Origin of the sequence: Cyclobacterium sp. 1_MG-2023, from assembly GCF_030546805.1 — a bacterium.
GTDB lineage: Bacteria > Bacteroidota > Bacteroidia > Cytophagales > Cyclobacteriaceae > Cyclobacterium.
In genome coordinates, this window is record NZ_JAUOPC010000015.1 from 54625 (window position 1) to 80371 (window position 25747).

Sequence of the window (25747 nt, forward strand, 5' to 3'; positions counted from 1 at the left end):
TATTACTGATTTTGAATTATTAAACGCACATTTCTGCCTTAAAATATTAGATCAATAGGCTCAAATAATTGCTCTACCCTCTTAATTGAAAATTACATGATTGAAATAATATTCAGAACAGACCAAACTGTCTTTTTCGGAAGGAGAATAGTTGAACTTGAGATCAACTGCACTTAAATCCAATGCATTGTAAATGACTACCTGAAGAATACCATTGTCTAAAGGGGTAAGTACATAATCAGGACATTCAGGAATAGTTGTTTCAATGGTGCCGCTAAAAGGAATTGGGTAGCTTATTTTTAAATAGTACTTGTCTTCGAATAGGAAGGAATCACTTATGATGGGGAAAATATAATTGTAAACTCTCTTTCCCTCTAGAATAAGGCTTTCATATTGCAATTTGTCATTTAGGTGTATCCGTTGGATAATACTGTCTCTCTTAACGATGTTATGAAAGCCATCTTTCTTTTTAGAGAGTGCATGAATGGCTTCAGTGCGGGGTTTAATTGGGCTTGAATTAGTCTTTCCCGGTGATAATTTATCCCCCTTAGGTTGGCAAGCAAAGGAAGTTGCTACAAACACATAAAAAACCAATAGAATAGTAAAACCTTGTAGATTTAGCTTTTTTTCCACCCTCTTGTCATTTCTTTTTTTCCCGGAGGGCCGGGTACTTCGTCCAGGCTCAAGCCAAGGGTTTGTAAGTTCTTTTTGAGGTGACCTGCAGCACAGTAGGTAACAAAAGCTGCAGATGGGTTCATACTGTTTTCGATTTTTTCCAGCATTTCCAAGGTCCAAAGTTCTGGTTGTTTTTTTGGTGAAAAGGCGTCAAAAAACACCAGATCTGTAGGGTAAAGTTGCACCTCCTGGAGGGTCGTTTTCTCTTTTTTGATGTTGAAATAATCCGTCATTGGCATTCCCTTGTCCCATTCCATTTGGTGAAGGCGTTTGAAATAGCCGTTGAAATGCGTTAGGGTTTCATCAAGTTGCGTAAAATTAAGGGCCTCGTATATCTGTTTCTCCAATGGATAAGGTTCTATGGTATGGTAGAGCACAGGTACTTGATTTTGTTCTGCCCAGATCAAAGTCAGCCATGCATTCAGGCCCGTTCCAAAGCCTACTTCAAAAATACGGATAGGAAACTTCCCCCTATTTCTCGCGTACCAAGCATCCAGTCCATAAAGAAAAAAAACATGGATAGACTCTTTGTAAGCCCCATGAGAAGAGTGATAGCTTTCATTGATATTAGGGAGATATACTGAATGGGAGCCGTCTTCTGTCGTTATGATTTTTGGTTCTTGATTTTCCATGTTGTTGACGATTATGGGTGGATCAAAGCTACACAATAAGCAGAGACGCCTTCTTCACGGCCTACAAATCCCAAGCGCTCTGTAGTTGTAGCCTTCAAGGATAGTTTATTGTCTTCGATATTCATTACCTCAGCAAGACAAGCTTTCATGGCCGGAATATGAGGGTTGATTTTTGGTTGTTGCAAGCAGATGGTTACATCCAGGTTCCCTATTTGGTAGCCTTCTTTCTTCAAAAGTTCCATGACCTCCTTGAGTAAAATTTTACTGTCAATTCCCTTATATTGGGGATCTTGATCAGAAAAATGATATCCAATATCTCTTAGGTTAGCTGCACCCAAAAGGGCATCACAGATGACATGGATAAGCACATCAGCATCCGAATGGCCAACAGCTCCTTTGCTATGGGGAATCAATATTCCTCCCAACCAAAATTCTTCACCCTCTTTTAATTGGTGAACATCATATCCAAATCCTATGCGAAAAGCACTCATAATTTAAAGTTTTAAAGGTTATCTGGCGATCCATTATTAGGTGCACATTTATAATAAACTACAGAGGAAAGCTCGTCTCTGAGGTATTCATGTGTAGCCAATTGTATCTCATCTACAGTAATCGCCATTTTTCGATCAAACTCTGCATTCATAAGCAGCGGATCTCCCAAATATGCATAATAGGCCAATTTCATGGCTCTTCCAAGCAGGGAAACGGATTCATAGGTCTGCATGGCCTCTGCCTGGTTTTTAATCTTTTGAAGATTGGTTGGATCAATTGGCTCATTTTTAAAGTCTTCAAGCGTCTTGTCCAGTTCTTTTTCAGCCTCCTCGGCAGTCACGCCTTTCTCCATTTTTCCCGTGATGATTAAGAGTCCCGGGTCAATATTGCCTAGAACATAGGCTTGACAATTGGCAAAGAGAGAGGAGTTTTTAATCAATTTCTTCTCCAAAAGAGAGGACCTTCCAAAACCCAAAATGTCGGAAATAAGGTCGCATGTAAGGTAATTGTTTTCTAGTCTTCCCGGAATCTTATATACTTTATACAAAGCCTCTGTAGGTACATTGGCAAATACTTGCTTTCTCCTTATACGATCTTGTTGGGGTTCAGAAAGTATCGTTTTTGGGGTAGTCTTTCCTCTTGGGATTTCATCAAACCAGTGCTCAACTCTAGCCTTTACTTCTTGATAGTTAACCTTTCCTGCGATGCAAAGGACGGCATTGTTTGGGGCGTAGTTTTGCTCATAAAAATTCTGCAGTTCATCCTTTTTAAACCCTTCAATGTCTGCTATTTTTTCACCGATGGTTGGCCATCGGTAAGGGTGCTTTTCAAAGGCCAATTGCCTCACATGATGCATGGCATCTCCATAAGGTTGGTTGAGGTAGCGCTGTTTGAATTCTTCAATCACCACTTGCTTTTGGGTGTTAATAGGCTTTTCCTTAAGGTTAAGGTAACGCATTCGATCCGATTCCAGCCAAAGGGCTGTGTCCAGATTAATTGCGGGAAGGGTAATGTAAAAGTTGGTGATATCAGTATTGGTAAATGCATTGCATTCACCTCCAACCCTTTCTAAGGCAGTATCAAATTCAGGGATATTCTTTGAACCTGAAAACATAAGGTGTTCAAAGTAATGGGCTAAGCCAGATTTACCGGCTTCCTCATTTCTGGAACCTACCTTATACAAAAGGTTGACTACAGCCATTTCTGAAGAATGGTCTTCATGGACCAGTACCTGAAGTCCATTGTCCAGAGTAAAAGATTTATAGTTGATCATAGAATAAAGGCAAAAGTAATAAATTTTCTACCCATCCTGTATCCTTTCAATTAAATTGATTCACCTTTATAGCCTGATTGATCAAGTGCCGCCTTTATTTCCTCTATCTCAATATCTCCTTGTACAGTTAAAATCCTATCATGTGAGGTTAAATCTACTTCCCAATGTTTTGCCTTTAAATTGTCCATTGCCGGGGTAATCGCAGCCACACATGCACCACATTTAACATTCGTTTTAAGTTTGACCTGTTTGTTCATTTTTCTAAATTTTTGTTTTTATTATAAAACCATCTATTTTTTAAATAAGCCATTTTAGCTTTTCTTTGAAGGCAATAGCTAAGTTCTAATCAACTGTATTTTAGCCGTAAACTATTGCCGACAACTGATAAGGAGCTAAGAGCCATTGCGGAGCCGGCAATCATTGGGTTAAGTAAAAATCCGGATATGGGATACAACAATCCGGCAGCAATGGGTATGCCAATGATATTGTAAATAAAGGCCCAAAATAAATTTTGACGGATGGTGGCAACTGTGTTTTTACTCAACTTTAATAAATCGGTAATGGCCATAAGGTCGGCATGTATCAGCGTGACCTGAGCCGTTTCCATGGCAATATCGGTTCCACCACCCATAGCAATGCCTAAATCTGCTAAAACCAATGCTTCACTGTCATTAATGCCGTCTCCTACCATGCCCACTTTGTGCCCTTCTTCCTGTAATTTTTTTATGTATTCCCCTTTGTCTTGAGGCAGTAAGCCACTTTGAAAATTGGTTATACCTACTTCTCCGGCGATGCTTGCAGCTGTTTTTTCTTGATCACCGGTGAGCATGTGAACAGTTATCCCCAATTTAGTTAATTGAGCAATGGCTGCTTTAGAAGTTTCTCTTAGCTTATCAGCGATGGAAACAACCCCCACCACTTCCTTTCCTTTGGCCATGTATACCACAATATTGCCTTGGGCAAGCATTTCATCGGCTGCTTGAGACAGGCTTAGGTCGATGCTGCTACCCAAAGACTTCAACCATTTCAAATTTCCGATAGCATATTGCGCTCCATCAAATTGTCCCATCACTCCCTTGCCGGTAAAGGTATTGAATGCCATTAATTGACCTGGTGCTTTCTCTTCCGAGAAATAATCCGAAATGGCTGAAGCCAAGGGATGCTCACTTTTTTCTTCCAGCGCCCGAAATACTGTGGCCATGGACTTTTCATTTACACCTGATTTCCAAATCACTTGTTGTACACTAGGTTTACCTTCAGTGATTGTTCCGGTTTTGTCCAGAATCAGGCTGTCTATTTTTTTTCCATTTTCAAGGCTTTCGGCATCCCTTACCAAAATTCCTAAGGAGGCAGCTTTGCCGATTCCCACCATTATGGCCGTAGGTGTGGCAAGCCCGAGTGCACAGGGGCAGGCAATAACAAGTACTGTTATGGCAGAGAGCATGCCCCTTAAAATGGCATCATCTGCCCCACTAAGCGACCATATGATAAAGGTAATCAGAGAGATGGCCAAAACGGTAGGGACAAATATTTTTGTAACCTTGTCCACTGTTTTCTGAATGGGTGCTTTTGAACCTTGGGCTTGCTTTACCCTAGCGATTATGCTGGAAAGTAAGGTTTCTGACTTGCTTTTATTGGACTTAAATTCAAAACTCCCACTTTGGTTGATGGTTCCTGCGTAAACGGAGTCTCCATTGCTTTTTTCTACTGCCAAAGGTTCTCCGGTGAGCATGCTTTCGTCCACATAGGATTGGCCTTGTGTAAGTATGCCGTCCAAAGGGATTTTTTGTCCGGGTTTCACCAAGATTGTTTCCCCGGGTAGCACCTCTGAAACATTCATTTGGATGGCTTTTCCCTCCCGGATGACTGTTAAGTCCGTGGGCTGAAGGCCGATGAGATTTTTTAAGGATTCTGAGGTACCTGCTTTTGCTCTTGTTTCCATTAATCTGCCAAGCAAAATAAAAAAGATGATGACGGCAGCCGCTTCAAAGTAAACATGAGGGGTCATTCCACGGGATTCCAGCCAATCCGGAAAAAAAGTGTTAAATGAACTGTAAAGGTAGGCTACCCCAGTACTCAGGGCCACCAAGGTATCCATATTGGTATTCCCTTTCTTGATTTGCTTGTAAGCGTTGATAAAAAAAGCATTTCCGAATATGGCCAGTATTGGACTGGTCAAGGCCCACATGATCAGATTGGCATAAGGGATCTCCGGCCAAACCATGCCAATTAGAAATACAGGAAGTGCCAATATTCCTGAATAAAGGGTTTTCTTTTTAAGTTCTTTTAATTCAGCGGCCTTTATGGCTTCCAAGTCCTCCGGTTTATCGAGGTCGATTAATAAATCATAGCCTATGGATTGGATGTTTTTCTTGGCCTCAGATAGGTCCATTCCTTCTTTTTCTAAGGAAATAATGGCAGACTGGTTGGCATAGTTTACACTTGCAGATTGTATGCCCTTTGTTTCTTTTAGCATGGATTCCACGCTGACCGCACATGCAGCGCAACTCATTCCGGAAATAGGTACTTCAATTGTCTTGCTCATGATAGAAAGCTAGTTTATTGCTCAAAATTACGAAGCGTATGCTGGTTTATTGTTACAGAATTTTTGAAAAAATGTATAACTTGCCCCACTATTTGTCGGCAATTTAGGTGAACTTTACTATCCCTTTGCCCGTTTTAATGGTTTCAATACCTGCCTTTATAAAAATTGAAATTGCATCCTTTATGTTAAAGTCCAGCTTAGACCCGGCCTGTACCGGCCTGTTTTCATCACTTTTTTTAGATTATATTCATAAAGAGGAGTCAGTAAAACAGTTTTATAAGGAGTTTCCCGATTTAGAGCAATTTAAAAAATCTTTGCCCAAAAAGCATTTTGAGCAAGAGAAAAGGGACAGCCTTGTCAAAGTGCTGGAAAAGCAATATGAGGGACTTGAAGGTTCAAAGGTTAAGGCCAACATTCAGCAATTAAAACAAGCCAATACTTTTACGGTTACCACAGGTCACCAATTAAACTTGATGACCGGACCTTCTTATTTTATTTATAAGATTGTTTCAACCATTGCGCTGGCAGATAAGCTTAAAAAAGAAAACCCGGATTACCATTTTGTTCCGGTATATTGGATGGCCACAGAAGATCATGATTTTGCTGAAATCAACCATTTTTATTTCGATGGAAAGAATTATGAATGGGAAACAGATCAAAAAGGAGCCGTAGGCGAATTTATTTTAGATGAAACTTTAAAAAAACTAATAGGAGAATTACATTTTCTTCCTGAGTTTTTCAAAACAGCCTATACCCAAAGCAAGCTTTTGAAAGAGGCTGTCAGGAAATACGTTCATCATTTATTTGCAGACAGGGGATTGGTGATCATTGACGCCAATGAAAAGGAATTGAAGCAATTGTTTGTGCCTGTCATTAAGGATGATGTTTTGAATGCCACCGCCAATAACCTGGTGAATGACTGTAATATTGCCTTGGAAAATGCAGGTTATTCCACCCAAATATTTCCTAGAGAAATTAATTTCTTCTATATGGAAAAGGGTCGTAGAGAAAGGTTGATTTTAACAGATGGTTTATTTGAAACCCACGATGGGGAAAACAGATGGACAGAAGCTGAAATGACGGCGCTAATAGAAGAAAAGCCGGAGAATTTTAGCCCCAATGTAGTCATGCGCCCACTGTACCAAGAGGTGATTTTACCCAATTTGGCCTATCTAGGTGGCCCGGCGGAAGTGGCTTATTGGTTTCAACTGAAAAATGTTTTTGCCCATTATTCAGTAGATTATCCATTTTTACTCCCAAGAAATTTCGCCATGATTTTAACTTCTCCCCTACAGCGTAAAATGAATAAGCTGGGGTTGAATGAGAAGGAACTGTTCCTGCCTTTGGATGATTTGCGGATAAAGTATGTAAAAGAAAATTCTGATCAGGACCTTGAGCTTCAGGAGGAAAGAGATAAATTAAATCATATCTATAAATCTTTAGAAGAAAAGTCCAGCGGAATGGATGCTACTTTGACTTATGCCGTTCGGGCTGCATATAAGCGCAATGAAAAGATTTTAGACCAAGTGGCGACGAAGTTTCGTAAAGCAGAAGAGAGGAAGAAGTCTACAGCCATACAACAAATAGCAGCGATTAAAAGGGAGCTATTTCCGCTAGGAACTTTGCAGGAAAGAAAAATCAACTTTCTGGAGTTCTATTTAAGTAATCCGGAATTTATAAAAGAGCTTTTTGATACCTTTGACCCGTTAAACTTTGATTTTATTCTTCTAAAGGAAAATGGTGACAAAAGAAGTATTAAGACAGCAACTCAGGAATAACCGCCTCGCATTGGGAGTTGAGGAGCGTGAAGTCTTCTCCCGGAAGATTACTACAAATTGCTTATCATTCTTAAAGGAATTTCCGGAGATTAAACATATTCATTTGTTTTTGCCTATAAAAAAACTTCTTGAAGTAAATACGGTACCATTATTGCAATCACTTTTTCACCTGAATTATCATGTATACAGTTCGATTACTGTTCATAATACGCGAAAAATGGCTACGGTGAAATTGACCCCGGAAACAGTTTTTGAGAATGATAAGTTGGGTATTCCTGTTCCTAAAGATCCGGTTTTATTAGAAGATCCAAAGCCGGTTGAACTGGTATTTGTACCATTATTGGGTATTGATTCAAGGGGGAATAGAATAGGCTACGGATTAGGGTTTTATGACAAGTTTTTTGGGGAACTAAGTGATGGTGTGATGAAGGTCGGATTGTCTTTTAATGCGCCGTTATCCGAAGAAATTCCTCATGAACCTCATGATGTTCCCTTGGACGGTTGTATCCATCCTGAGGGGATCACTCTTTTTGAGAACTATTAATTAAACAACTATAAAAATGATGAAAAATGTAATGTTTGCCGTAATGGCATTGGTACTCATGTTTTCTTTATCTAATGAAAGCAAGGCTCAAGCGTATAATACTGGCGTTGGTTTGCGCTTAGGGGCAAGTAGCGGATTAAGCGTGAAGCATTTTATAAGCCAAGATGCAGCTCTTGAGGGTATTTTGCATACCCGATGGAGAGGTCTTTTGATTACCGGTCTTTATGAAGTTCACAAAGATATAGAAGATGTAGATGGCTTGAATTGGTTTTACGGGGGAGGAGCCCATATAGGGAGTTGGAACAACAGTTCCAAATATGATTACAGTGGATCAACAGTTGTTGGTATTGATGGTATCATTGGTTTGGAGTATGTTTTAGAAGAGCTTCCCCTTAATTTTTCCCTGGATTTTAAACCTGCTATCAATCTAGTAAATAGCGGTGGCTTTTGGGGGGACGAATTCGCCCTTTCTGTCAGGTATATTTTTTAATCAAAGTTAGGCTACAAACTACTGTGGTTCATGATTTTGGCTTATTGTCGTTCTAGGCATTTGGTGAGTCACTTAAACCTTTCAATAATGGTCTTCTCTTGGTTTTAATCAAAACCAAGAGAAGAACTTAAACCATTTTTTTCTTTTGCTCCGATAATTGAAATGTGCTTTTGAATTTCTCAACTGATGATGAAATTCCCCTCCTTCGGGATGCAGGGTTTGCCAAACAATTTCCCACCCAAGAAATCCTCCTATGTTTCGGTCATCAATAAAAATATCAGCCTCTAGTTTTCTTGGAGATTGACATTCATCACTCTCCCCCGGATAATTTTCATTCACAGCATAAAATTCAATACCATTATCCTTACAAAAGTCTGCCGCTTCTTTGAGTAAAGGACCTTCCCGATAAGTCCACAAAATCAGACGATGCCCTTTTTTTTCTAATTCTTTAATTGTTTCAAAGGCAAAAAGCATTGTTTTTCCGATCTTAGGATAGGCATGCTCAACAATGGTACCGTCAAAGTCAATGGCGATGGTCTTTCCGAGAGGGTGTATCATCGTTTAATAGAAATTTCCTCCTAGCTTGACTTCATTTTTGATGTTTAGGAGCAGCTTTTCAGTTTCTTCTTGATTCAAGCCATTCCTTTTTGCATAGTCCGTAAAGTTGATCATCGATAATCTCATTTCATTATGAAGTACTTCACTTGATACCAAACCCTGCTCCGAAAGGGTGAGTAAGAAGTAAACCACCCGTTTCAGAAGTTTTTCTGTTTTCTCCGGTTTGCATAATTCTTCATAAGTGTTTGCCATGTTGTTACATGAGATGACAAAAACCTGTATAAAAGGAATACTAATTTTCGAGCATTTCTCTTTGTGTTGATTGATGAGTTTCGCTATTTCTAAGGCTTTTTCATAAAACAATAAGGCTTTCATAAAACAACCGTTTCTAAATTGGTTATTTCCTGCATTGGTATGTGTTTTCCACGTGTTTTCTAAGCTAATTAAACCTTGAGCACTCATTGTAGTAAGTTTTCGTTTACAAATTCCCAGTTGATTATTTCCCAAAATCCATCGACAAATTTTGGGCGTAAGTTCCTGTGGTCTATGTAATAGGCATGCTCCCATACATCCAAAGTCATCAAAGGCTTAGCACTGAAAGTTACCGGGGTGTTGGCATCTTTTAAGGGTACAATTTGAAGTTTATTTTCGTTGTTCAAAACCAACCATGCCCAACCTGATCCAAAGAGTTTTACGGCAGCTTCTGAAAAATCCTTTTTAAAAGTTTCAAAACCATTAAAATCTTTGTCAATCAATTCTGCAATCTTTCCGGTGGGTGCACCGCCTTGAATGGGCGAAAGGCATTTCCAAAAGAAACTGTGATTAAAATGTTGGGCTGCGTTATTGAATACTGCTGTATTTCCTTCAGCGAAGCTATCTGTAACGATGGTCTTTAATGATTTTTCTTCCCATAGGCTATCTTTTATAAGATTGTTTAGATTATTGACGTAGGCCATATGGTGTTTGCCATGATGATAATCGAATCCTTTTTCAGTAATGACAGGAGACAAAGCGTTTTTGTCATAAGGTAATTCCGGTAATTTGTGCATTGTGTGCTTATGGTTTAAATTTAAAATTAGGTGTATTTAATCTTGATTTTTGATTAAGTTAGATATACAAAAGTAATAAGTTAGAAAAGACTAACAAAAATAATTATGATTATTTTTAGCTAAATACTTAATGAAATGGCCTTGGAAGGATCAGGATTTACATAGAATCTCCTTGCATTTCGAAAGGTATATTAGGGGATCATGTGTATTTGCGAGGCTATCGACATATAACCTAATGTATAGAGCGAAATATTGTATGTTTAATATTTTGTATCGTCATATTTGGCTTTTGTACAATAAAAAGAATTTTGTATCAGTTGAATGCTGAATTTTGAATGTAAATTCTTTTATGGCTTTTGTGTTTTCTTTAGCTTTACATCTGAAAACCAACCAATAGTATTAATTCCACCCTCTAAAAATGGTATTTGACCGACCTTTTTTACCAGTTTGTCGACAATTCTCCTAAAATATCTTAAAAAATTAGATTTTTGGTGAATAATAAAGTTGATCGATAGGTCACCTTACTTTTTTGATACAGTAAATAACAGAACAATGAAAAACAGCAAAACAACCGGATTGTCATTCTTGGTATTGATTATCCCCGCGATCACACTTTTTTCTTCTTGCGTTAAAGAACAAATTGAAGAGAGTACCCAGCAGCTCACTCCAGCTGGAGAAACGATTGACGATTTAGTCGTTTCCGCATTTTTTGATTGGGAAACCACCGAAGAGCTTACAGTAAGTATCGAAGGTTTACCAGTAGATGTAGGTGTCAGCAAAAGGCTTACCTTATTGACTGGAGAAGGAACGGAGATTTTTGGAGGCACACATGCCATGCATGAGGATTTCGAGATGGCCTTTGACTTGGCCACAGGGGTTGATGAAATAGTTATGAAATATGGAGAGGTTGAAAAATCAGCCGAAGTGAATAACCGTATTGCTACTTTTAATTTTGAGTCAGAAAGAGAAGAAGACCCTTTGAATTTTGATTTTCCTGAATTAGGTGCGGAATAGATCCCTACAAATTTTTAAACTATTAAGACAATGAAAAAATTACTATTTAGTTTTTTATTAGGATTGGCTGGTTTCCAGTCTATTGCTCAAAATGAAGTTGAGAATGATGCTGAATTAGGCTCATTAAAAGATTATTTTTATACATGTTGGAGTTTGGATGGATTCTCTTTATCTGATGATTCCGACCATGTGATTGAAGGAGAGCAAAGCTTTATTGTTAAGGCTTCAGAAAATCAAGGGCGTGGGGATATGAAATCTCCTTGGATTAAGCTAGCAGACGGGAAGGTAGAGTTGGAAGTTAAACCTACTTCAGAAATAGAAAAAACCACGGTATATGCCCTTTTACTGCCTTATGATTCGGAGAATAAGGTAAATGGAGAAAGTAACGATTACGTTTATTTAGGTTATTCTTCTGTAGTTCATAAAGGGAATTCTGCCACTAAGTCAGTAAAAGTTAAGTTCAATTACTCTAATAAGCTTATTGGAGAATTGTATAAAGTATATTTAATATTTATTGTAGATGGTGATGAGGGTGCAACATCAGTTGATAATCTAGTCATTCCAGGAGAATATTATTCAGACCCTTCAGCAGATTGCTTGCCAAAAGGTGAGAAAAAAGATGCTGACGGAGACGGAGTAGCAGATGACGAAGATGATTATCCTGATGACAAATACAAGGCTTATAATAACTATTTAACACCTGAAGGAGCAGGAACTTTAATGTTCGAAGACCTTTGGCCGGCTACCGGAGACTATGATTTCAATGATTTGGTATTGGATTATATGATCAATAGGATAACAGACGCTTCGGGAGAGATAGTGGAAGTTGTGATAGATCTTTTGCCAAGAGCAGCTGGAGCAGGTTATTCCAATGGTTTCGGTATAGAGTTTACAGGGATTTCAACAGACCAAGTTTATAAAGTTGTAGGCTCCAAAATTAAGTCCAATAGCATTCATGAGTTTTTGGACAATGGACTTGAAGCAGGGAATGAATATGCTACAATTATCGCCTTCGATGATGTGGACAATGTGCTAACCCATCCGGGTGGAGGAGCAGTTGGTATCAATACCGATCCCAATTTCCCTATGCAGTCTGTTGAGAAAATGCAAATCACCATGTACATTAAAGATGGTGGCAATGCAAAAGGTCATATCCAACTGGGTGAGCTGAAAATGGATAATTTCAATCCATTCTTGATCGTCAACCAAAAGCGAGGAGTTGAAATCCACCTTCCCGGAAAGACACCCACTGCACACGTGGACAAATCACTTTTCGGAACAAAAGAGGACAATTCCAATGGAGATGAAGAAGCCTATTATAGAGGAAAAGACAATGGGCTACCTTGGGCACTAAATGTAACGGAAAGCATACCTTATATGATGAATAAGGAGAGCATTACTACCGGATATCAGATGTTCTATAAGTGGGCAGCCACCGGAGGAGAAGCTTACCCTGATTGGTACGAAGATAAAGATGGCTATCGTTTAGATAAGGTTTTGTTGAATGCAAAATAAAATAAGTACCTGAGATAGGTAATATAGAATGGATTTTATGCCATCATGTCAATTGGTTGTTTTTAGTTGTAGATACCAGGTAGCTTCTTTTGAAGTTGCCTGGTTTTTTCTAATAAAAAATTGTGATTGATAATTTATAAATATATTTGTTTGGGGGATTATCCGTCTTGCCAGTTATGAATAAATAACCTATTTTTGGACACTATTTAATTCTATTGTTTTTGTATAGGTGTGTTGTGACTAGTTTTTAAGTTTAATTTTATATGAAAAGTTTAATTCTATTGGTACAGCTTTATTTTAATTATTTTTTTAGAAATTACTTGAAGTTTATCTCATTTATTTTCTTGCTAGGTATGGTTGCTGTTGGGCAGACTTCTGCACAAACTGTTACCGTTACAGGTACTGAAAACAATATCCCCATCTCTGAGGTGCGGTATAGCATTGAGGGAAATGAATTGATTCAGACTTCGCCGGATGGGAATGAAAACCCAAGCCCCGAAGACGTTCCTGTGGTGATCAGTTCAATAACGATCGATTCGGATAAAGTGATATATGCCACAACTAGAAATCCAACAGTGGAAAATCCAAATCCGATAATAGGTTCAGCGACCATTAGGTCTGATGCCATTCAAATTGTCCATTCTGACAATACGATTACCAGTCATATGGATGATGATTTTTTTAGTGGCCTTGAAACGGTTGTTTCTACCCCGGATATACGGTCCTATTGGGACATTAATGGTCAACCTTCAATACCCCAAGGGGAAGCTTTTGTAGACTTGGAATACAGGGATCAGGTGGTGACCTCAGGTTACTTACTCTATACAGAACGGAATGGAAATTCAGCTACTGATTTTATCGCATTAGATAGAAATGGGGACCCTATTGAAGGAGCCAAGAGAATACAGGTAAGAGGCTTTCAATGGAATACAGGGATTAACCATGTATCTAATGTGCCTACACAAACCCAGTACATGGTTCTTTTTTCCCCTTCAATTTTTGAATCTACAGAACCAATTTTCGGTATCAGAATCATTGCAGAAAATGAACCGGATGGTAAACTGGTGTTCTTTGTAAATGCCATTTCCGCTACACCGGATTTGAAAGAAAGAGTAAACAGCGAATTGGGAGGAGATGCAGTACTCAATGTTTATGACAATGATGAGTTGAATGGTTTTCCATTGAACCCCATAGATGTGACCTTAGATATTGTTAACCCTTTCCCTACTTCAGATGTAACTTTAAATTTGGATGGAACCGTAGACGTGGCTCCCAATACTCCCCCGGGAGAATACAAGCTTGTATATAAAATCACCACCGGAGGAGGAGATTCTGATGAAGCCGAAGTGACCATTGAAGTCATAGAATACATTCCAATTGCGATGGATGATGCTTTTGAGCTTGATGACAGTTTTGGTAAAGAAACCATACTAAATGTACTGGACAATGACTTGCTGAATGGGCTGCCTGCTTTGGTCGAAAATGTTAACTTAAGTACTGTTAGTGACGATTCTGACGGCAAGATAGTGTTGAATGTTGATGGATCAATTGATATCGTGGAAGGTATTTCCTCAGGTAATTACGAACTTGTATACCAAATTTGTGACAAAGAGGACCCGGCCAAATGTGATCAAGCTACCGTATCAATTACTGTTAATCCTACTGTTTTAGAAGCTGTAACGGACAATTATGGTTCGATCAATGCCAACAGGGCAGGAGAAATAGGTAATGTATTGACCAATGACCTAATCAATGGTGAGTCGGTAAGTTCAGATCGGGTACATTCTGTTCTGACAGACAATGATGGACTAACAGGTGTTAGTTTAGCTGAGGATGGCACACTTACCCTACCCACAGGTCTTCCTGAAGGGGATTATGTATTGCTATACGATCTAGTAGAGACCATTAATCCTTCCAATAAAGATGAGGGAGAAATTAGGTTTAGCTTGCAGGACGTGAAGTTAGAAGCCAAAGATGACGAGGTTGTAACCAATCAGAATGAATCCATCGCAATAGCTGTTTTGGATAATGATTTCACCAATTCCGGGGCTATTTTAGATGAAACATTGTTGATAACAGAGGATCCTGTTGATGGGGCAATTACCATTGCCGACGGTGGACTGATTACTTATACCCCTGACACTAATTTTTCAGGAACAGATTCATTTGTTTATGAAATTTGTGAGAATACAGACAGAATGTTCTGCGATCAAGCGAAAGTTACCATCCTTGTTAGACCGATATTACTTGAATTAAATAAAACTGCCAGTGCCACTGAAATCCCTATTGATGGAGTGGTTACTTATACCATTGGCATTACCAATAATTCAGCCTTTGATTTAACAAACGTGCAAGTAGCAGATCCCTTACCTTCAGGTTTATTGAACATGGGAACAGTACCTGCACAAGATACTGAAGGGAATTGGATCATTGCCTCCCTAGGTGCCGGAGAATCTGCAAGCTTTCAAATTGAAGCAATGGGATTAGAGAAAGGGGAAAAAGTAAATACTGCAACCATCAGTGTTGGTGAGTTTACAGATCAGGTTACTGCCCCTACTGTCACAGTAGTTGCCAAGCAAGTAGACATTAGCATCTCCAAGACATCATTTGGTAAGGCCATTTACGAAGGCAATGAATTTGAATATGAAATCAAACTAACCAATAATGGTCTGAGCTCAGCTGAAGATGTTGTGGTAAGTGATCAATTGCCATCCAATGTTGAGTTTCTAGGATTTACGGGTTTAGATCCGGGGGCAACAGTTTCAGGCAATACTATAAGTTGGACGGTAGCTTCCATCGCTGCCGGTGAAGAGCTGGTTTATGTCATCAGGGTACAAGCCACGGGCTTAGGGACGGTGACCAATACCGTGACTGTTGAAGTACCGGATAATCAGGATAATGTTTCAACAAGCAAAGAAGACAGTGATACCAATCAAATCATTAGGTTCTTTGTACCCAATGTAATCACCCCGGGGAACGTAGATGGTAAAAATGATACTTTTGAAATAAAAGGAATTCAAAATTTCGCCAAAAACTCCTTGACAATTCTTAACCGAAATGGTGACCATGTTTTTGAAATGGAGAATTATCATAATGATTGGGCCGCAGAAGGGCTTAATTCAGGAGCTTACTTTTATGTCCTGATTATTACGGACAATAGTGGTGAAGAACAGACCTATAAAGGTTGGGTTCAGGTCATAAAATAATGATTTTGTGTATAGTAGCAGCATTAAAATAATAAGTTCGATGAAGAATATTTTTAGAGTTTTTGGATTTTTGGTGATTTTACTTCCTGCAGGCCTTAATTCGTCTATGGCCCAGCAGCTGCCTCAGTTTAGCCAATACATGTTTAATGGCTTACATGTAAATCCGGCCTATGCGGGATACAAGGGGGAACATTATGTTCAATCTACCTATAGAAGTCAATGGGGGAGTTTACCGGGAGCGCCCACCACTTTTACTGTCACAGCAGACTTAAGTGCCAATGAGGGGCTTATGGGTTTCGGCGCTTCTATTATGGCAGATGAAGTTGGCGCTACAAAAACAAATACAGCCTTATTGACTTATGCCTATAGAATTCAAACAGGGAATGAATCTTTCCTGGGTATAGGGGTAAGTGGAGGAGTTTCAGAATATGCCATTGATGGGACCATGTTTGATCCCAATGATTTTGGCGATGGAGAATTGCCTGAAGGGAGAATCAATGTTTTTATACCGAATTTGAACACCGGGATCTTTTTCCATAGCCCAAAGTTTTACGCAGGATTCAGTGCCTATAATCTTATCGGTAAAAAGAAACTAGAAGAAGAGGCCATGGCTTTGGCTTATCATAATGTACATTATTACTTGACAGCAGGGGCCTTGTTTCCAATTTCCGATCAAGTTCAGTTTAAGCCCTCATTCCTGATGCGAAATGGAGGGAGCGGCCCATCAAACCTTGATCTCAATGGCATGTTTTTATTCATGGACAGGGTATGGGCAGGAGCCTCCTACCGAACCAACTTAAAAGTAGGCGCTTCGGATTTGCCACCCGGTCTTTCTGCTAAAAATGCAGTAGCCTTTATCTTAGAATTGTTTGCTACAGAAAAACTTAGGCTGGGTTATGCCTATGACGTGCAGACCAATGCTTTCAATGGTTTGCGAAACAATAGCCATGAGATGTCTTTAGGTTACTACATCTCTCCAAGAAAAGTGAATATGAAAAACCCAAGATGGTTCTAAATATGAAAAAGATTTTTATTTATTTCTTGCCTGTAATTTTATTCAGCGCCATGGTCTGCCAAGTGCAGGCCCAAAGCGGACTGTTGAGGTATGCCCAGCACAAAGCTGCGGAATCTAATTATTTTGAAGCTGCGAATGGCTATACAAAAGCCTATAATAAAAAAGCGACTTATGCCGCAGCAAAAGGAGCAGCAGAAAGTTTCACCTTCTTAAGAGATTATCAGAAAAGCCATGATTGGTGGAAAAAAGTCGTAAACTTTCCGGATGCAACAAATAATGATTGGTTGGCTTATATAGCAGCAGCAAACCAAGCCGATCATAGTGATGCAGTTTTCCTTGCTTTGGATTCAATGAATGGAGCAGCAGTTGCACCTAACCTTAGCCTTGATTCTTTGAAATCTTGGTATGGAAGCAAACCCAATTCTGCTGTAGTTGGAGTGGATGGTTTGAATACAAATAGTGCTGAATTTGGCTTTACAAAGGACAGCAAGGGCACAGTTTATTTCTCTTCGGATAGAGGGGGTGAATTGGACCGAAATAAAAAAGGACTAAGAATTGACAAAAGTTACAAATACTATAACAAGAAATCAGATTGGACAGGTAGGGATTTCCTAAGCATCTATAAGATGGATGATTCAGGAGAGATTGCAAAACTTTCCATACCGGTTCCGGATGTTTTTCATTCAACAGACCCTTATGTTTTACAAGCATCTCCGGTACTTTTTTATACAGTCAGTAGAGAAATTAGGAAGTCGGGAAGCTATGAGGTCCATTCGGAAATTTATTACAGTAGTATCAATGAAGAAGGTAAGTTGAGTGATTTTAAGGGGCTTACTATTAATGCCCCCTTGGAATATAGTTTGAAGACTCCGTTTGTAGATGAAGAAGAAAAGCGTCTGTATTTCTCATCAGATATGCCTGGAGGCTTTGGAGGCTTTGATTTGTATTATATGGATTATTCAGACGACTTTGAATTTCAAGCTCCTGTTAACTTAGGAAGTGAAATCAATACGGCAGGAAATGAAAGTAATCCATACCTCAGAGAAGGGAAATTGTACTTTGCTTCTGATGGTCATGTTGGCTTAGGCGGTCTTGATTTATTTGAAGCAAGGGTTTTGGGAAAAGGCTTTTCAGGGATAAAAAATCTAGGTATTCCTTACAATTCTCCCCAAGATGATTTCGGCTTTTTCATTACATCAGACAACAAAACCATACTTTCATCAGATAGACCCGAGAGTAGGGGATGGGATGATATCTTTGAAGTAGAAACGCGCTATAAGGATTTTCAAGCTTTAATCCTTGGTTGCGATGGAGAGCAGTTGATAGGTGACCTAGAGGTCAGCTTAATGGAAGGTATGGACAGGATCAATGTAGAAGTGAAGCAAGACGGAAGGGGTAAATTGGAGGCATCCGTAGCCCCGGAAGAAGATTTCGAGATGGTCATTAAGAAAGATGGCTATTTCTCTATTCATGACAAGTCACTTAGCACAAAAGGATTGAAAGAGACTTCACTAGAGAAGACTTATCAAATGGTAAGGGTTCCTTACAATACGACAGCTTATGTGGATTTGGTCTTTTATAATCTCGACGAATCTACCATACGAGATGATGCCAAACCATCTCTCGACAAAGTTGCTGAATTGTTAAAATCTTATTCGTTTTTAAACATCGCCGTTAGGTCCCATACTGACGCAAGGGCCAGTGAAGAGTACAATGAAGCACTAAGTGAAAGAAGAGCGGATGCGGTGAGAGATTATTTAGGGCAATTTGGTATCGCAAGATCGAGAATTGAAGCAGAGTGGTTTGGAGAAAAAGAACCTGCCAATGATTGTGGTGACGGGGTGCCATGTCCTGAAGACCAACATCAGGTCAATAGAAGGACAGAGTTATTGTTACTAGCATTTCCCGAAGAAGGAAAAGCATATCAACTGCCACCTGAAATGCAAGACCTGGACTTATGTGACGTTAGCAATATTCAGTTACCGGCAGACTTACCTACCATTTATTTTGGTTTCGATCAAGCCAGCCTATCTGTCAATGACATGATGGCTTTGGAAAGAGTTGCTTTAATGCTTAGGGAAATGCTTTACCATCGATTGGAAATTACCGGGCATACAGATAGTAGAGGAAGTGATGCATACAATGAGAAACTCTCTGAAAAACGTGCCCTTGTGGTGAAGAAATACCTTGAAGACAAGGGGATATCTCCTAGTAGATTAAACTATGAGTATTTTGGTAAGAAAAAACCAATCAACGATTGTGGAGCGCAGCCTTGTACCCCTAATATGCATAAAGAAAACAGGCGTACAGAGTTAAGCTTGCCCAAATTGAAGAAAGGCTGGACAAAAAAAGAAGAGTAATTTTCTGATAGGTAGCCTTAAATCTTAATACGTTTTACCCAATAAAAAAGCCCTCCTCATGACAATTGAGGAGGGCTTTTTTGGCTTAGCTACAATTGATTTTTTTGAAAATCAATTCGATAAAGAAGGGTTGGAGTCATGCTTGGTCGAAATTGGAATCGTATTTCCTTAAGTAAGCGTCGATCCCTCCTTTCAGGTTGAATAAATTATTGAAACCATATTTGGATTCAAGCTCACGTATGGCTTTGGCACTTCTTCCTCCCATTTTGCAATGGATCACTACTTTTCTGTCTTTTTTAATCTTGTCTGCATTTTCAGATATGTCCTCAAGAGGGATGTGGTCTCCATTTATATTGACCAGATCAAACTCGTGCTGTTCTCTGACATCAATCAATTGGAAGCTTTCCTTGTTGGCCAACAGGGCATATAATTCATCCACGTCTATTTCTTTAATTTTTTCTTCTACTTGTCCATGATTACAGAATTGCTCATAATCAATTAATTTGGTTAAGGTAGGCTTCGTTCCGTTCAATGGGTTGCTGTCTTTACTTTTTATTTTGAAAGTTTTGGATTGAAATGAGAAAGCATCAAAAGTGTACAATTGCCCACTTAAAGTATCACCCACCCCTGTAATCACTTTAATTACTTCAAGGGCCTGTAAACTCCCAATTATACCGGGCAATACACCTAAAACTCCGCCTTCAGCACAACTTGGGACCAAGCCGGCAGGAGGAGGGGATGGGTATAGGTCCCTGTAATTGGGTCCCCGTTTTCCGTCTTTTAAAAGGTTAAACACTGATACCTGACCTTCAAATTGGAAGATAGATGCATAAACGTTCGTTTTTCCTGCCAATACACTGGCATCATTGACCAAGTATCTGGTGGGGAAATTGTCTGTGCCATCTGCCACGACATCATATTTGGAAATTAGTTCCAAGGCATTTTCGCTAGTTAATTTTTGATGGTATACTTCGATGTTGATAAAAGGGTTAATGGCTTTTAGTCTTCTTTTAGCCGCATCGACTTTTGGGATTCCAATATCTTCTGTACCAAACAATACCTGCCTTTGTAAATTGCTATCCTCTACCTTGTCAAAATCGATGATTCCAATTGTGCCTACTCCCGCCGCCGCTAAGTATAATAACATTGGACTTCCCAAGCCTCCGGAACCTACTACCAGCACTTTGGATTTTTTAAGCCTTGTCTGGCCTTCTTTGCCAAATTCGGGAATAATAATATGTCTGTTGTACCTTGCCAATTCTTCTTTGGAAAAAAGTTCAGCGGCGGTGCTCTCCGTGCTATTATGTTTAGGACTTGCTTTGCTATTTGTGCCTAGGGGCGTTTTATCCATTTTCAACTTGCTTATAATTGCTTAATAATTATCTGCAGTAATGGCAGTGCTTTCAATAAACCTAAAAGATGAATTTCTTAAGGAGAAATAAGCCTGCGACCATTCGTGGATTAAAGATAATTAAATACTAATTCTAAATATTTATAAACCTTTACATTCAAAAAATATATTAAATTCGTAGGAATTAGTATTGTAGATTTTTCACAAACAGTTATGCTATGATTTTTACAGAAACTAAGTTAAAAGGTGCTTACATCATTGATGTGAAAAAGATTGAGGATGAAAGGGGGTATTTTGGAAGGGTTTTTTGCAAAAATGAGTTTGATGAAGTTGGTATTGAATCAAATATTGCCCAGACCAATATGTCTTTTAATCCTAAAAAAGGCACTTTAAGGGGCATGCATTATCAAGTAACACCCTATGAGGAAACCAAACTTGTAAAATGTACCTCGGGGGCAATTTTTGATTGTATCGTAGACTTGAGGAAGGACTCTCCAACTTATTTGGAATGGATTGGAGTTGAACTTACTGAGGAAAACAATAGAATGCTATTTGTTCCTAGAGATTTTGCTCATGGCTTTATCACTTTGAAGGATAATACGGCTATTCAATATTTTGTGTCACAATTTTATGCACCCGGAGCAGAAAAAGGTATCAAATGGGATGATCCCAAGATCAATATCCAATGGCCGATCGATGTGGCTGTAATTTCCGAAAAAGACAATAACCACCCTTATTTAAACGACCAATTCTTATGATAATTATTGACAATGCGCTCCGAAAAAGAGCCGAAGAAGGCAAGCCTGTAAGGGTTGGGATGATAGGTGCCGGATTTATGGCTCAAGGAATTGCCCTTCAGATTGAACAATACACCCAAGGTATGGAGCTAGTGGCCATTGCCAATAGAACCCTATCAAAAGCAAAGGATGTTTATCAAAAAGCAGGGCAAGAAAATGCCCAAGAAGTGGACAACTTGGAAGCTTTAAATCAGGTGATAAAAGAAGGAGGAAGAGCTGTCACAACCGATCCCTTTCTGATTTGTAAAGCAGAAGGGATTGATGCAGTCATAGAAGTAACCGGAGCTGTGGATTTAGGGGCAAGGATTGCGCAAGACTGCATTGATAATGGTAAGCATATCATTATGATGAATGCAGAAACTGACGGTACAATTGGCCCGATTTTAAAAGTACACGCAGACAAAAAGGGAGTGGTCTTTACCAATGCTGATGGAGATCAGCCGGGAGTGACCCTTAATTTATTTCGTTTTGTCAAGCAATTGGGATTAAAGCCGGTGCTTTGTGGAAATATCAAGGGGCTTCATGATCCTTACAGAAATCCCACCACCCAGGAAGGTTTTGCCAAGAAGTGGAAGCAAAAACCTGCCATGGTTACTTCCTTTGCTGATGGCAGCAAAATTTCTTTCGAACAAGCGATAATTGCCAATGCTACGGGAATGGGGGTGGCCAAAAGAGGTATGCACGGACCTACGGTAGCATCCGGAAAGCCCATAACTGAATGTATGGATGAATATCCCTTAGAGGATATCTTGGCAGGCAATGGAATTGTAGACTATATTGTGGGGGCTAGCCCGGGGCCGGGTGTTTTCGTTTTAGGTACAATTGATGACCCAATCCAAAAACATTATTTGAACTTGTATAAAGTAGGTGAAGGCCCTTTATATTGTTTTTATAACCCCTATCATTTGTGTCATTTTGAAGTTCCCATTACGGTGGCAAGGGCGGTGTTGTTTCATGATGCTACGATTGCTCCTGAGAAGCCAATGGTGGATGTGGTGACTACCGCAAAAAGAGACCTTAAAAAAGGAGAGAAAATTGATGGGATAGGTCATTATATGACGTATGGACTATGTGAAAATATGACAACTTCTTTGAAGGAGGGTTTGCTGCCATTGGGTTTGGCTGTTGACTGTGTACTTCGTCGAGATGTGGCAAAGGATCAGGTTTTAACTTATGATGACGTAATATTGCCTGAAACCAGGTTAAGTGATCAGTTAAGAGCAGAACAGAACAAGTATTTCTTTAATCTTTAGCCAAAAAAAACTTGAGGTATACAAAGGCTAAGTGTTTCCCTTCACTTAGCCTTTGCTCTGTTTATAGAAGTGATTTATTCGTCCAATTTAGTCTGTCATTCAACAAGCCTTGGTCTTGGAAACTGTTAAGTACTTTTAAGCGTATCAGGTTTGAACTCCTAAATTCAGCATCATTAAATCCAATACTTTTCATTCCCGATTCCAAATCCATTATTGCTTTTTCCAAATCAAATTGGGGTTGAAAGTCCGGGGCTAGGGCTTCAAATTTGTCAAAATTTACTTTATAGGATCGTTTGTCAGCAGGGGCATCCTGATTGATTGTCACATTGATACCCGGGAGCAATCCCTGAACAGCCAATGCCATGGTTTTAACTTGATGGTTCCATTTATTGGTACCGATATTGACAGCCAAGAAAGACCCGCCATTAGTCAGTTTTCGGATAGAAGCCCATTCAATGGCTCTTGACATGTCTTTTACATGTACCATGGCTCGCCAAGGAGTGCCATCACTCAAAATTGAAATCTCCCCGGAAGCTATTGCGCCTGCTACAAAATCATTGAGCACCAGGTCTAAACGTAACCTTGGGCTAAAACCACAGGCGGTAGCGAAACGCAAACAGGTAACGATAAATTTTTCACTTGCCAGGTTTATCAAGTCATTTTCAGACATAACCTTTGACCTTGCATAAGCGGTAAGTGGGTTTAAGCTGTCTTCTTCAGTTTTTGGGTAATCATCTGCGGCCCCATACATGCTGCAGCTGGAAGCAAAAACAAAATGTTTTACTCCCGCCTTTTTGGCCATTTTTGCCAGGTTAATACAAGAGCGGTAGTTGATATCTAAGGTAAATTCTTCGAATTTTTTACCCATTGGATCATTGGATATGGCGGCAAGGTTCACAATGGTATCCACGCCTTCTAGTAGTTTCTCCGGGAAATTTCTCACATCTCCAAAAACCTGCTGGTCCACATTCACTTCCGGAAAAGCCCCATTGCTAGTAATGCACTGGGCAAAATAGCCTATATCATACCCTATAATGGTGCTATTTGGGTAGGCTTTTTTTAGATGGTTGACTAAAACAGGGCCGATATAGCCCATGTTTCCTGTGATAAGTATTTTCATTTTTGATGGTTTTAAAGGTCAATATCACCAAACTTTCCATGGTGCATTTCTTTGATTCCACAAATCCTCCAGGTAGTTTCTATCTCTCAGAGAATCCATGGCTTGCCAAAACCCGTTGTGGACATAAGCGGCCAGATCATTGTTTGTGGCCAATTTTTCTAGTGGCTCTCTTTCCCAAATGGTTTGGTCATTTTCTATCAAATCCAATACCCTCGGCTCCAGTACAAAGAAGCCCCCATTGATCATGGCACCTTCATTTCCATCACCTTGAGGTTTTTCTCTGAAATTTTCTATTCTGGCAGATTTTGAGGATAGAATAAAAGCTCCAAACCTTCCAGGTTGCTTTACGGCTGTCAAGGTAGCGGAGGCTCCTTCTTTTTTATGAAAAGCAATGGCTTCACGGATATTTACATCCGATACACCATCTCCATAGGTCATGCAGAATGTTTCATCACCAATGTATTCTTTCACTTTTTTTAGCCTCCCACCGGTCATGGTGTCAAGACCTGTATCCACAAGTGTTACTTTCCAAGGCTCGGAAGTTGCATGGTGTATGTCAATTTTATTGCTGCTTAAATCTATCGTGAAATCAGACTTGAGCAGGTGGTAATTGGAAAAATACTCTTTGATCACCTCCCCTTTATAACCACAGCAAATTATGAATTCATTTATCCCGTAATAGGAGTAGATTTTCATGATATGCCAAATTATTGGTTTCTGCCCTATGCTTACCATAGGTTTAGGACGTACCGAGCTTTCTTCACTTATCCTAGTGCCGAAACCTCCTGCTAAAATTACTGCCTTCATATGTTAAATAAAAAACGTAGAAATATTACTTAATGCCAAGAAACATAGCTTCTATGGTTCATCTTTCTCTTTACTGTAAACAGAAAGGAGAACACTTTCAAGATGTGCTGCGAAAACTTTGGAATTAAATTTTTCTTTAAAGGTTGATTGAGATTTGTCACTCATCTCAAGCCAAATGTCCTTATTTTCCTTTAGAATTGTTAATTTTTCCCTCCAGCCATTTACATCATACATGTCCACCCAATATCCAATCCCTTCCTCTTCAATATCCAAATTCAAGCATGGGTTGTGAGTCATTATTACCGGTTTGCTAAAGGTCACCACATCCTGAAGACTTGTCATTCCTTGACATCCTTCTTTATGCATTGGGTATTTAAGTGGGATTAAAATAGCTATTGAATTCTGGTAATAGGGCACGAGGTCATAGGATAGCGTCACCTCCCAGTCTACTTCCACATTTGGAGGGATATCCACCGTTTTTGGAATGGTTTTAGGTGTGCAGAAAATTTTTAATTTATAGTCTAAGCCTCTAAATGCCTCGATGAGGGTCTCAAAGTCCCTGTCGGTATGGCCGGCACTTATGAAGTACTCACAATCTTCAAATGCTTTGTGTTGGGTGGCATAGCGCTCGTAATACGTCATATCCGGTCCCCATTGGGCCAGGCTGAACTTGTCTTTATAGGCCTTTTCAGGGATGTTTAGAAGTTTTACCGTTTTTTCCAAGAGGGCTTTACTCAAAAAAATAGAAGCGGAATAATTTAATACATAATTCCTGGAGTATAATCTGAAAAACCAATTTTCATTCCTGCCCATCCAAAACGGTTGATGGATGGTGACAACGATCGGTTTTCTAAATAAGCCCAAGGCCTTTAAAAAGAGTAAAAGTTTGGTGTTTGATTTTGAATACGGGGAATATAAAATGTCGAATTTTTTGAGATTGAATAAAACTCTAATTTGTTGGTCAAGGTGACCAATGCCAAAGAGTCTGCCAATCTTATTGAGGATTTTGTATTTCTCATGGGGAAATACAACCATCTCAACCTTTCCTCTTTGGTCCAATTCTACCTTTCCCCAAACATGATGGCTGCCACTAATCCCCTTTTCCCAAAGTGAATAAGCCCTTTCCATCGAGTAATTATTAATCAAAAATACCTTAGGCTTCATTAAAATTTAAAATTTTGTGAGGGAACATAAGGGGTATTCATATTTAAATATAATGAAACATTTTCGTTTTAAACTAAAATTATTTGCTATATGTAGGGTTGAAAATTTA

23 protein-coding genes are annotated in these 25747 nt (G+C 39.3%); 10 read left to right on the top strand and 13 right to left on the bottom strand.

What is annotated here, in order from left to right:
• Positions 1-81: 81 nt before the first annotated feature.
• The 6 genes from Q4534_RS20360 to Q4534_RS20385 form a co-directional block, all read right to left on the bottom strand.
• Positions 82-633: a hypothetical protein gene (locus tag Q4534_RS20360; RefSeq protein ID WP_303614996.1), complete on the bottom strand. Its 552-nt coding sequence runs from the start codon at positions 631-633 to the stop codon at positions 82-84.
• Entirely contained in the window at positions 618-1307 is a 690-nt protein-coding gene (gene mnmD / locus Q4534_RS20365) for a tRNA (5-methylaminomethyl-2-thiouridine)(34)-methyltransferase MnmD (RefSeq protein WP_303614997.1), read from the bottom strand. The genes Q4534_RS20360 and mnmD overlap by 16 nt, the downstream gene beginning before the upstream one ends.
• Before the next feature lie 11 nt (positions 1308-1318).
• Positions 1319-1798: a 2-C-methyl-D-erythritol 2,4-cyclodiphosphate synthase gene (ispF, locus tag Q4534_RS20370; RefSeq protein WP_303614998.1), complete on the bottom strand. Its 480-nt coding sequence runs from the start codon at positions 1796-1798 to the stop codon at positions 1319-1321.
• A gap of 11 nt (positions 1799-1809) precedes the next feature.
• On the bottom strand, positions 1810-3072 hold the full coding sequence (locus Q4534_RS20375; RefSeq protein WP_303614999.1) for a pitrilysin family protein: 1263 nt from the start codon (positions 3070-3072) through the stop codon (positions 1810-1812).
• 50 nt (positions 3073-3122) lie between these two features.
• Positions 3123-3329 carry a heavy-metal-associated domain-containing protein gene (locus Q4534_RS20380; protein WP_303615000.1) on the bottom strand — a complete coding sequence of 69 codons (207 nt, stop codon included), beginning with the start codon at positions 3327-3329 and terminating at the stop codon, positions 3123-3125.
• Between the two features lie 89 nt (positions 3330-3418).
• The gene (locus tag Q4534_RS20385) at positions 3419-5617 is read right to left on the bottom strand and encodes a cation-translocating P-type ATPase (protein WP_303615001.1); all 2199 of its coding nucleotides are present in this window, start codon (positions 5615-5617) and stop codon (positions 3419-3421) included.
• Between the two features lie 182 nt (positions 5618-5799).
• Between Q4534_RS20385 and bshC the strand changes: the two genes are divergently transcribed.
• From bshC to Q4534_RS20400, 3 genes are read left to right on the top strand one after another with little or no spacing between them, the layout of a single operon-like run.
• On the top strand, positions 5800-7395 hold the full coding sequence (gene bshC, locus Q4534_RS20390; protein WP_303615002.1) for a bacillithiol biosynthesis cysteine-adding enzyme BshC: 1596 nt from the start codon (positions 5800-5802) through the stop codon (positions 7393-7395).
• The gene (locus tag Q4534_RS20395) at positions 7355-7939 is read left to right on the top strand and encodes a 5-formyltetrahydrofolate cyclo-ligase (RefSeq protein ID WP_303615003.1); all 585 of its coding nucleotides are present in this window, start codon (positions 7355-7357) and stop codon (positions 7937-7939) included. The genes bshC and Q4534_RS20395 overlap by 41 nt, the downstream gene beginning before the upstream one ends.
• Positions 7940-7955: 16 nt before the next feature.
• Positions 7956-8429 (top strand): hypothetical protein, encoded by a 474-nt coding sequence (locus tag Q4534_RS20400; protein ID WP_303615004.1) that lies wholly within the window; start codon positions 7956-7958, stop codon positions 8427-8429.
• 108 nt (positions 8430-8537) lie between these two features.
• Here the strand turns inward: Q4534_RS20400 and Q4534_RS20405 are convergent, their stop codons facing one another.
• From Q4534_RS20405 to Q4534_RS20415, 3 genes are read right to left on the bottom strand one after another with little or no spacing between them, the layout of a single operon-like run.
• A complete protein-coding gene (locus Q4534_RS20405; protein WP_303615005.1) occupies positions 8538-8987 on the bottom strand; it encodes a BT0820 family HAD-type phosphatase in 450 nt (149 codons plus the stop codon).
• Between the two features lie 3 nt (positions 8988-8990).
• Positions 8991-9449, bottom strand: coding sequence for a hypothetical protein (locus tag Q4534_RS20410; protein WP_303615006.1), 459 nt, complete (start codon positions 9447-9449; stop codon positions 8991-8993).
• Positions 9446-10036, bottom strand: coding sequence for a superoxide dismutase (locus Q4534_RS20415; protein ID WP_303615007.1), 591 nt, complete (start codon positions 10034-10036; stop codon positions 9446-9448). Before Q4534_RS20415 ends, Q4534_RS20410 begins: the two co-directional genes overlap by 4 nt.
• Positions 10037-10588: 552 nt before the next feature.
• Between Q4534_RS20415 and Q4534_RS20420 the strand changes: the two genes are divergently transcribed.
• From Q4534_RS20420 to Q4534_RS20440, 5 genes are all read left to right on the top strand, one after another.
• Positions 10589-11050 carry a hypothetical protein gene (locus Q4534_RS20420; protein ID WP_303615008.1) on the top strand — a complete coding sequence of 154 codons (462 nt, stop codon included), beginning with the start codon at positions 10589-10591 and terminating at the stop codon, positions 11048-11050.
• 30 nt (positions 11051-11080) lie between these two features.
• Entirely contained in the window at positions 11081-12565 is a 1485-nt protein-coding gene (locus Q4534_RS20425) for an LruC domain-containing protein (RefSeq protein ID WP_303615009.1), read from the top strand.
• A gap of 263 nt (positions 12566-12828) precedes the next feature.
• Positions 12829-15771: a gliding motility-associated C-terminal domain-containing protein gene (locus tag Q4534_RS20430; protein WP_303615010.1), complete on the top strand. Its 2943-nt coding sequence runs from the start codon at positions 12829-12831 to the stop codon at positions 15769-15771.
• Between the two features lie 40 nt (positions 15772-15811).
• Positions 15812-16786 (top strand): type IX secretion system membrane protein PorP/SprF, encoded by a 975-nt coding sequence (locus tag Q4534_RS20435; protein ID WP_303615011.1) that lies wholly within the window; start codon positions 15812-15814, stop codon positions 16784-16786.
• A 2-nt stretch (positions 16787-16788) separates the two neighbouring features.
• Positions 16789-19146, top strand: coding sequence for an OmpA family protein (locus Q4534_RS20440; RefSeq protein WP_303615012.1), 2358 nt, complete (start codon positions 16789-16791; stop codon positions 19144-19146).
• Positions 19147-19282: 136 nt separating this feature from the next.
• On the opposite strand, the gene moeB is transcribed toward Q4534_RS20440, so the two are convergent.
• Positions 19283-20497: a molybdopterin-synthase adenylyltransferase MoeB gene (gene moeB / locus Q4534_RS20445; RefSeq protein WP_303615013.1), complete on the bottom strand. Its 1215-nt coding sequence runs from the start codon at positions 20495-20497 to the stop codon at positions 19283-19285.
• Between the two features lie 218 nt (positions 20498-20715).
• On the opposite strand from moeB, the gene rfbC reads away from it, so the two are divergent.
• The gene (gene rfbC, locus Q4534_RS20450; protein WP_303615014.1) at positions 20716-21255 is read left to right on the top strand and encodes a dTDP-4-dehydrorhamnose 3,5-epimerase; all 540 of its coding nucleotides are present in this window, start codon (positions 20716-20718) and stop codon (positions 21253-21255) included.
• Positions 21252-22547: an NAD(P)H-dependent oxidoreductase gene (locus Q4534_RS20455; protein ID WP_303615015.1), complete on the top strand. Its 1296-nt coding sequence runs from the start codon at positions 21252-21254 to the stop codon at positions 22545-22547. Before rfbC ends, Q4534_RS20455 begins: the two co-directional genes overlap by 4 nt.
• Before the next feature lie 61 nt (positions 22548-22608).
• Here the strand turns inward: Q4534_RS20455 and Q4534_RS20460 are convergent, their stop codons facing one another.
• From Q4534_RS20460 to Q4534_RS20470, 3 genes are read right to left on the bottom strand one after another with little or no spacing between them, the layout of a single operon-like run.
• The gene (locus Q4534_RS20460) at positions 22609-23667 is read right to left on the bottom strand and encodes an NAD(P)-dependent oxidoreductase (protein WP_303615016.1); all 1059 of its coding nucleotides are present in this window, start codon (positions 23665-23667) and stop codon (positions 22609-22611) included.
• Positions 23668-23691: 24 nt separating this feature from the next.
• Positions 23692-24474: a glucose-1-phosphate cytidylyltransferase gene (gene rfbF / locus Q4534_RS20465; protein WP_303615017.1), complete on the bottom strand. Its 783-nt coding sequence runs from the start codon at positions 24472-24474 to the stop codon at positions 23692-23694.
• A gap of 51 nt (positions 24475-24525) precedes the next feature.
• Complete coding sequence (locus Q4534_RS20470; protein ID WP_303615018.1) at positions 24526-25638, bottom strand: glycosyltransferase; 1113 nt, start codon at positions 25636-25638, stop codon at positions 24526-24528.
• Between the last annotated feature and the right edge of the window lie 109 nt (positions 25639-25747).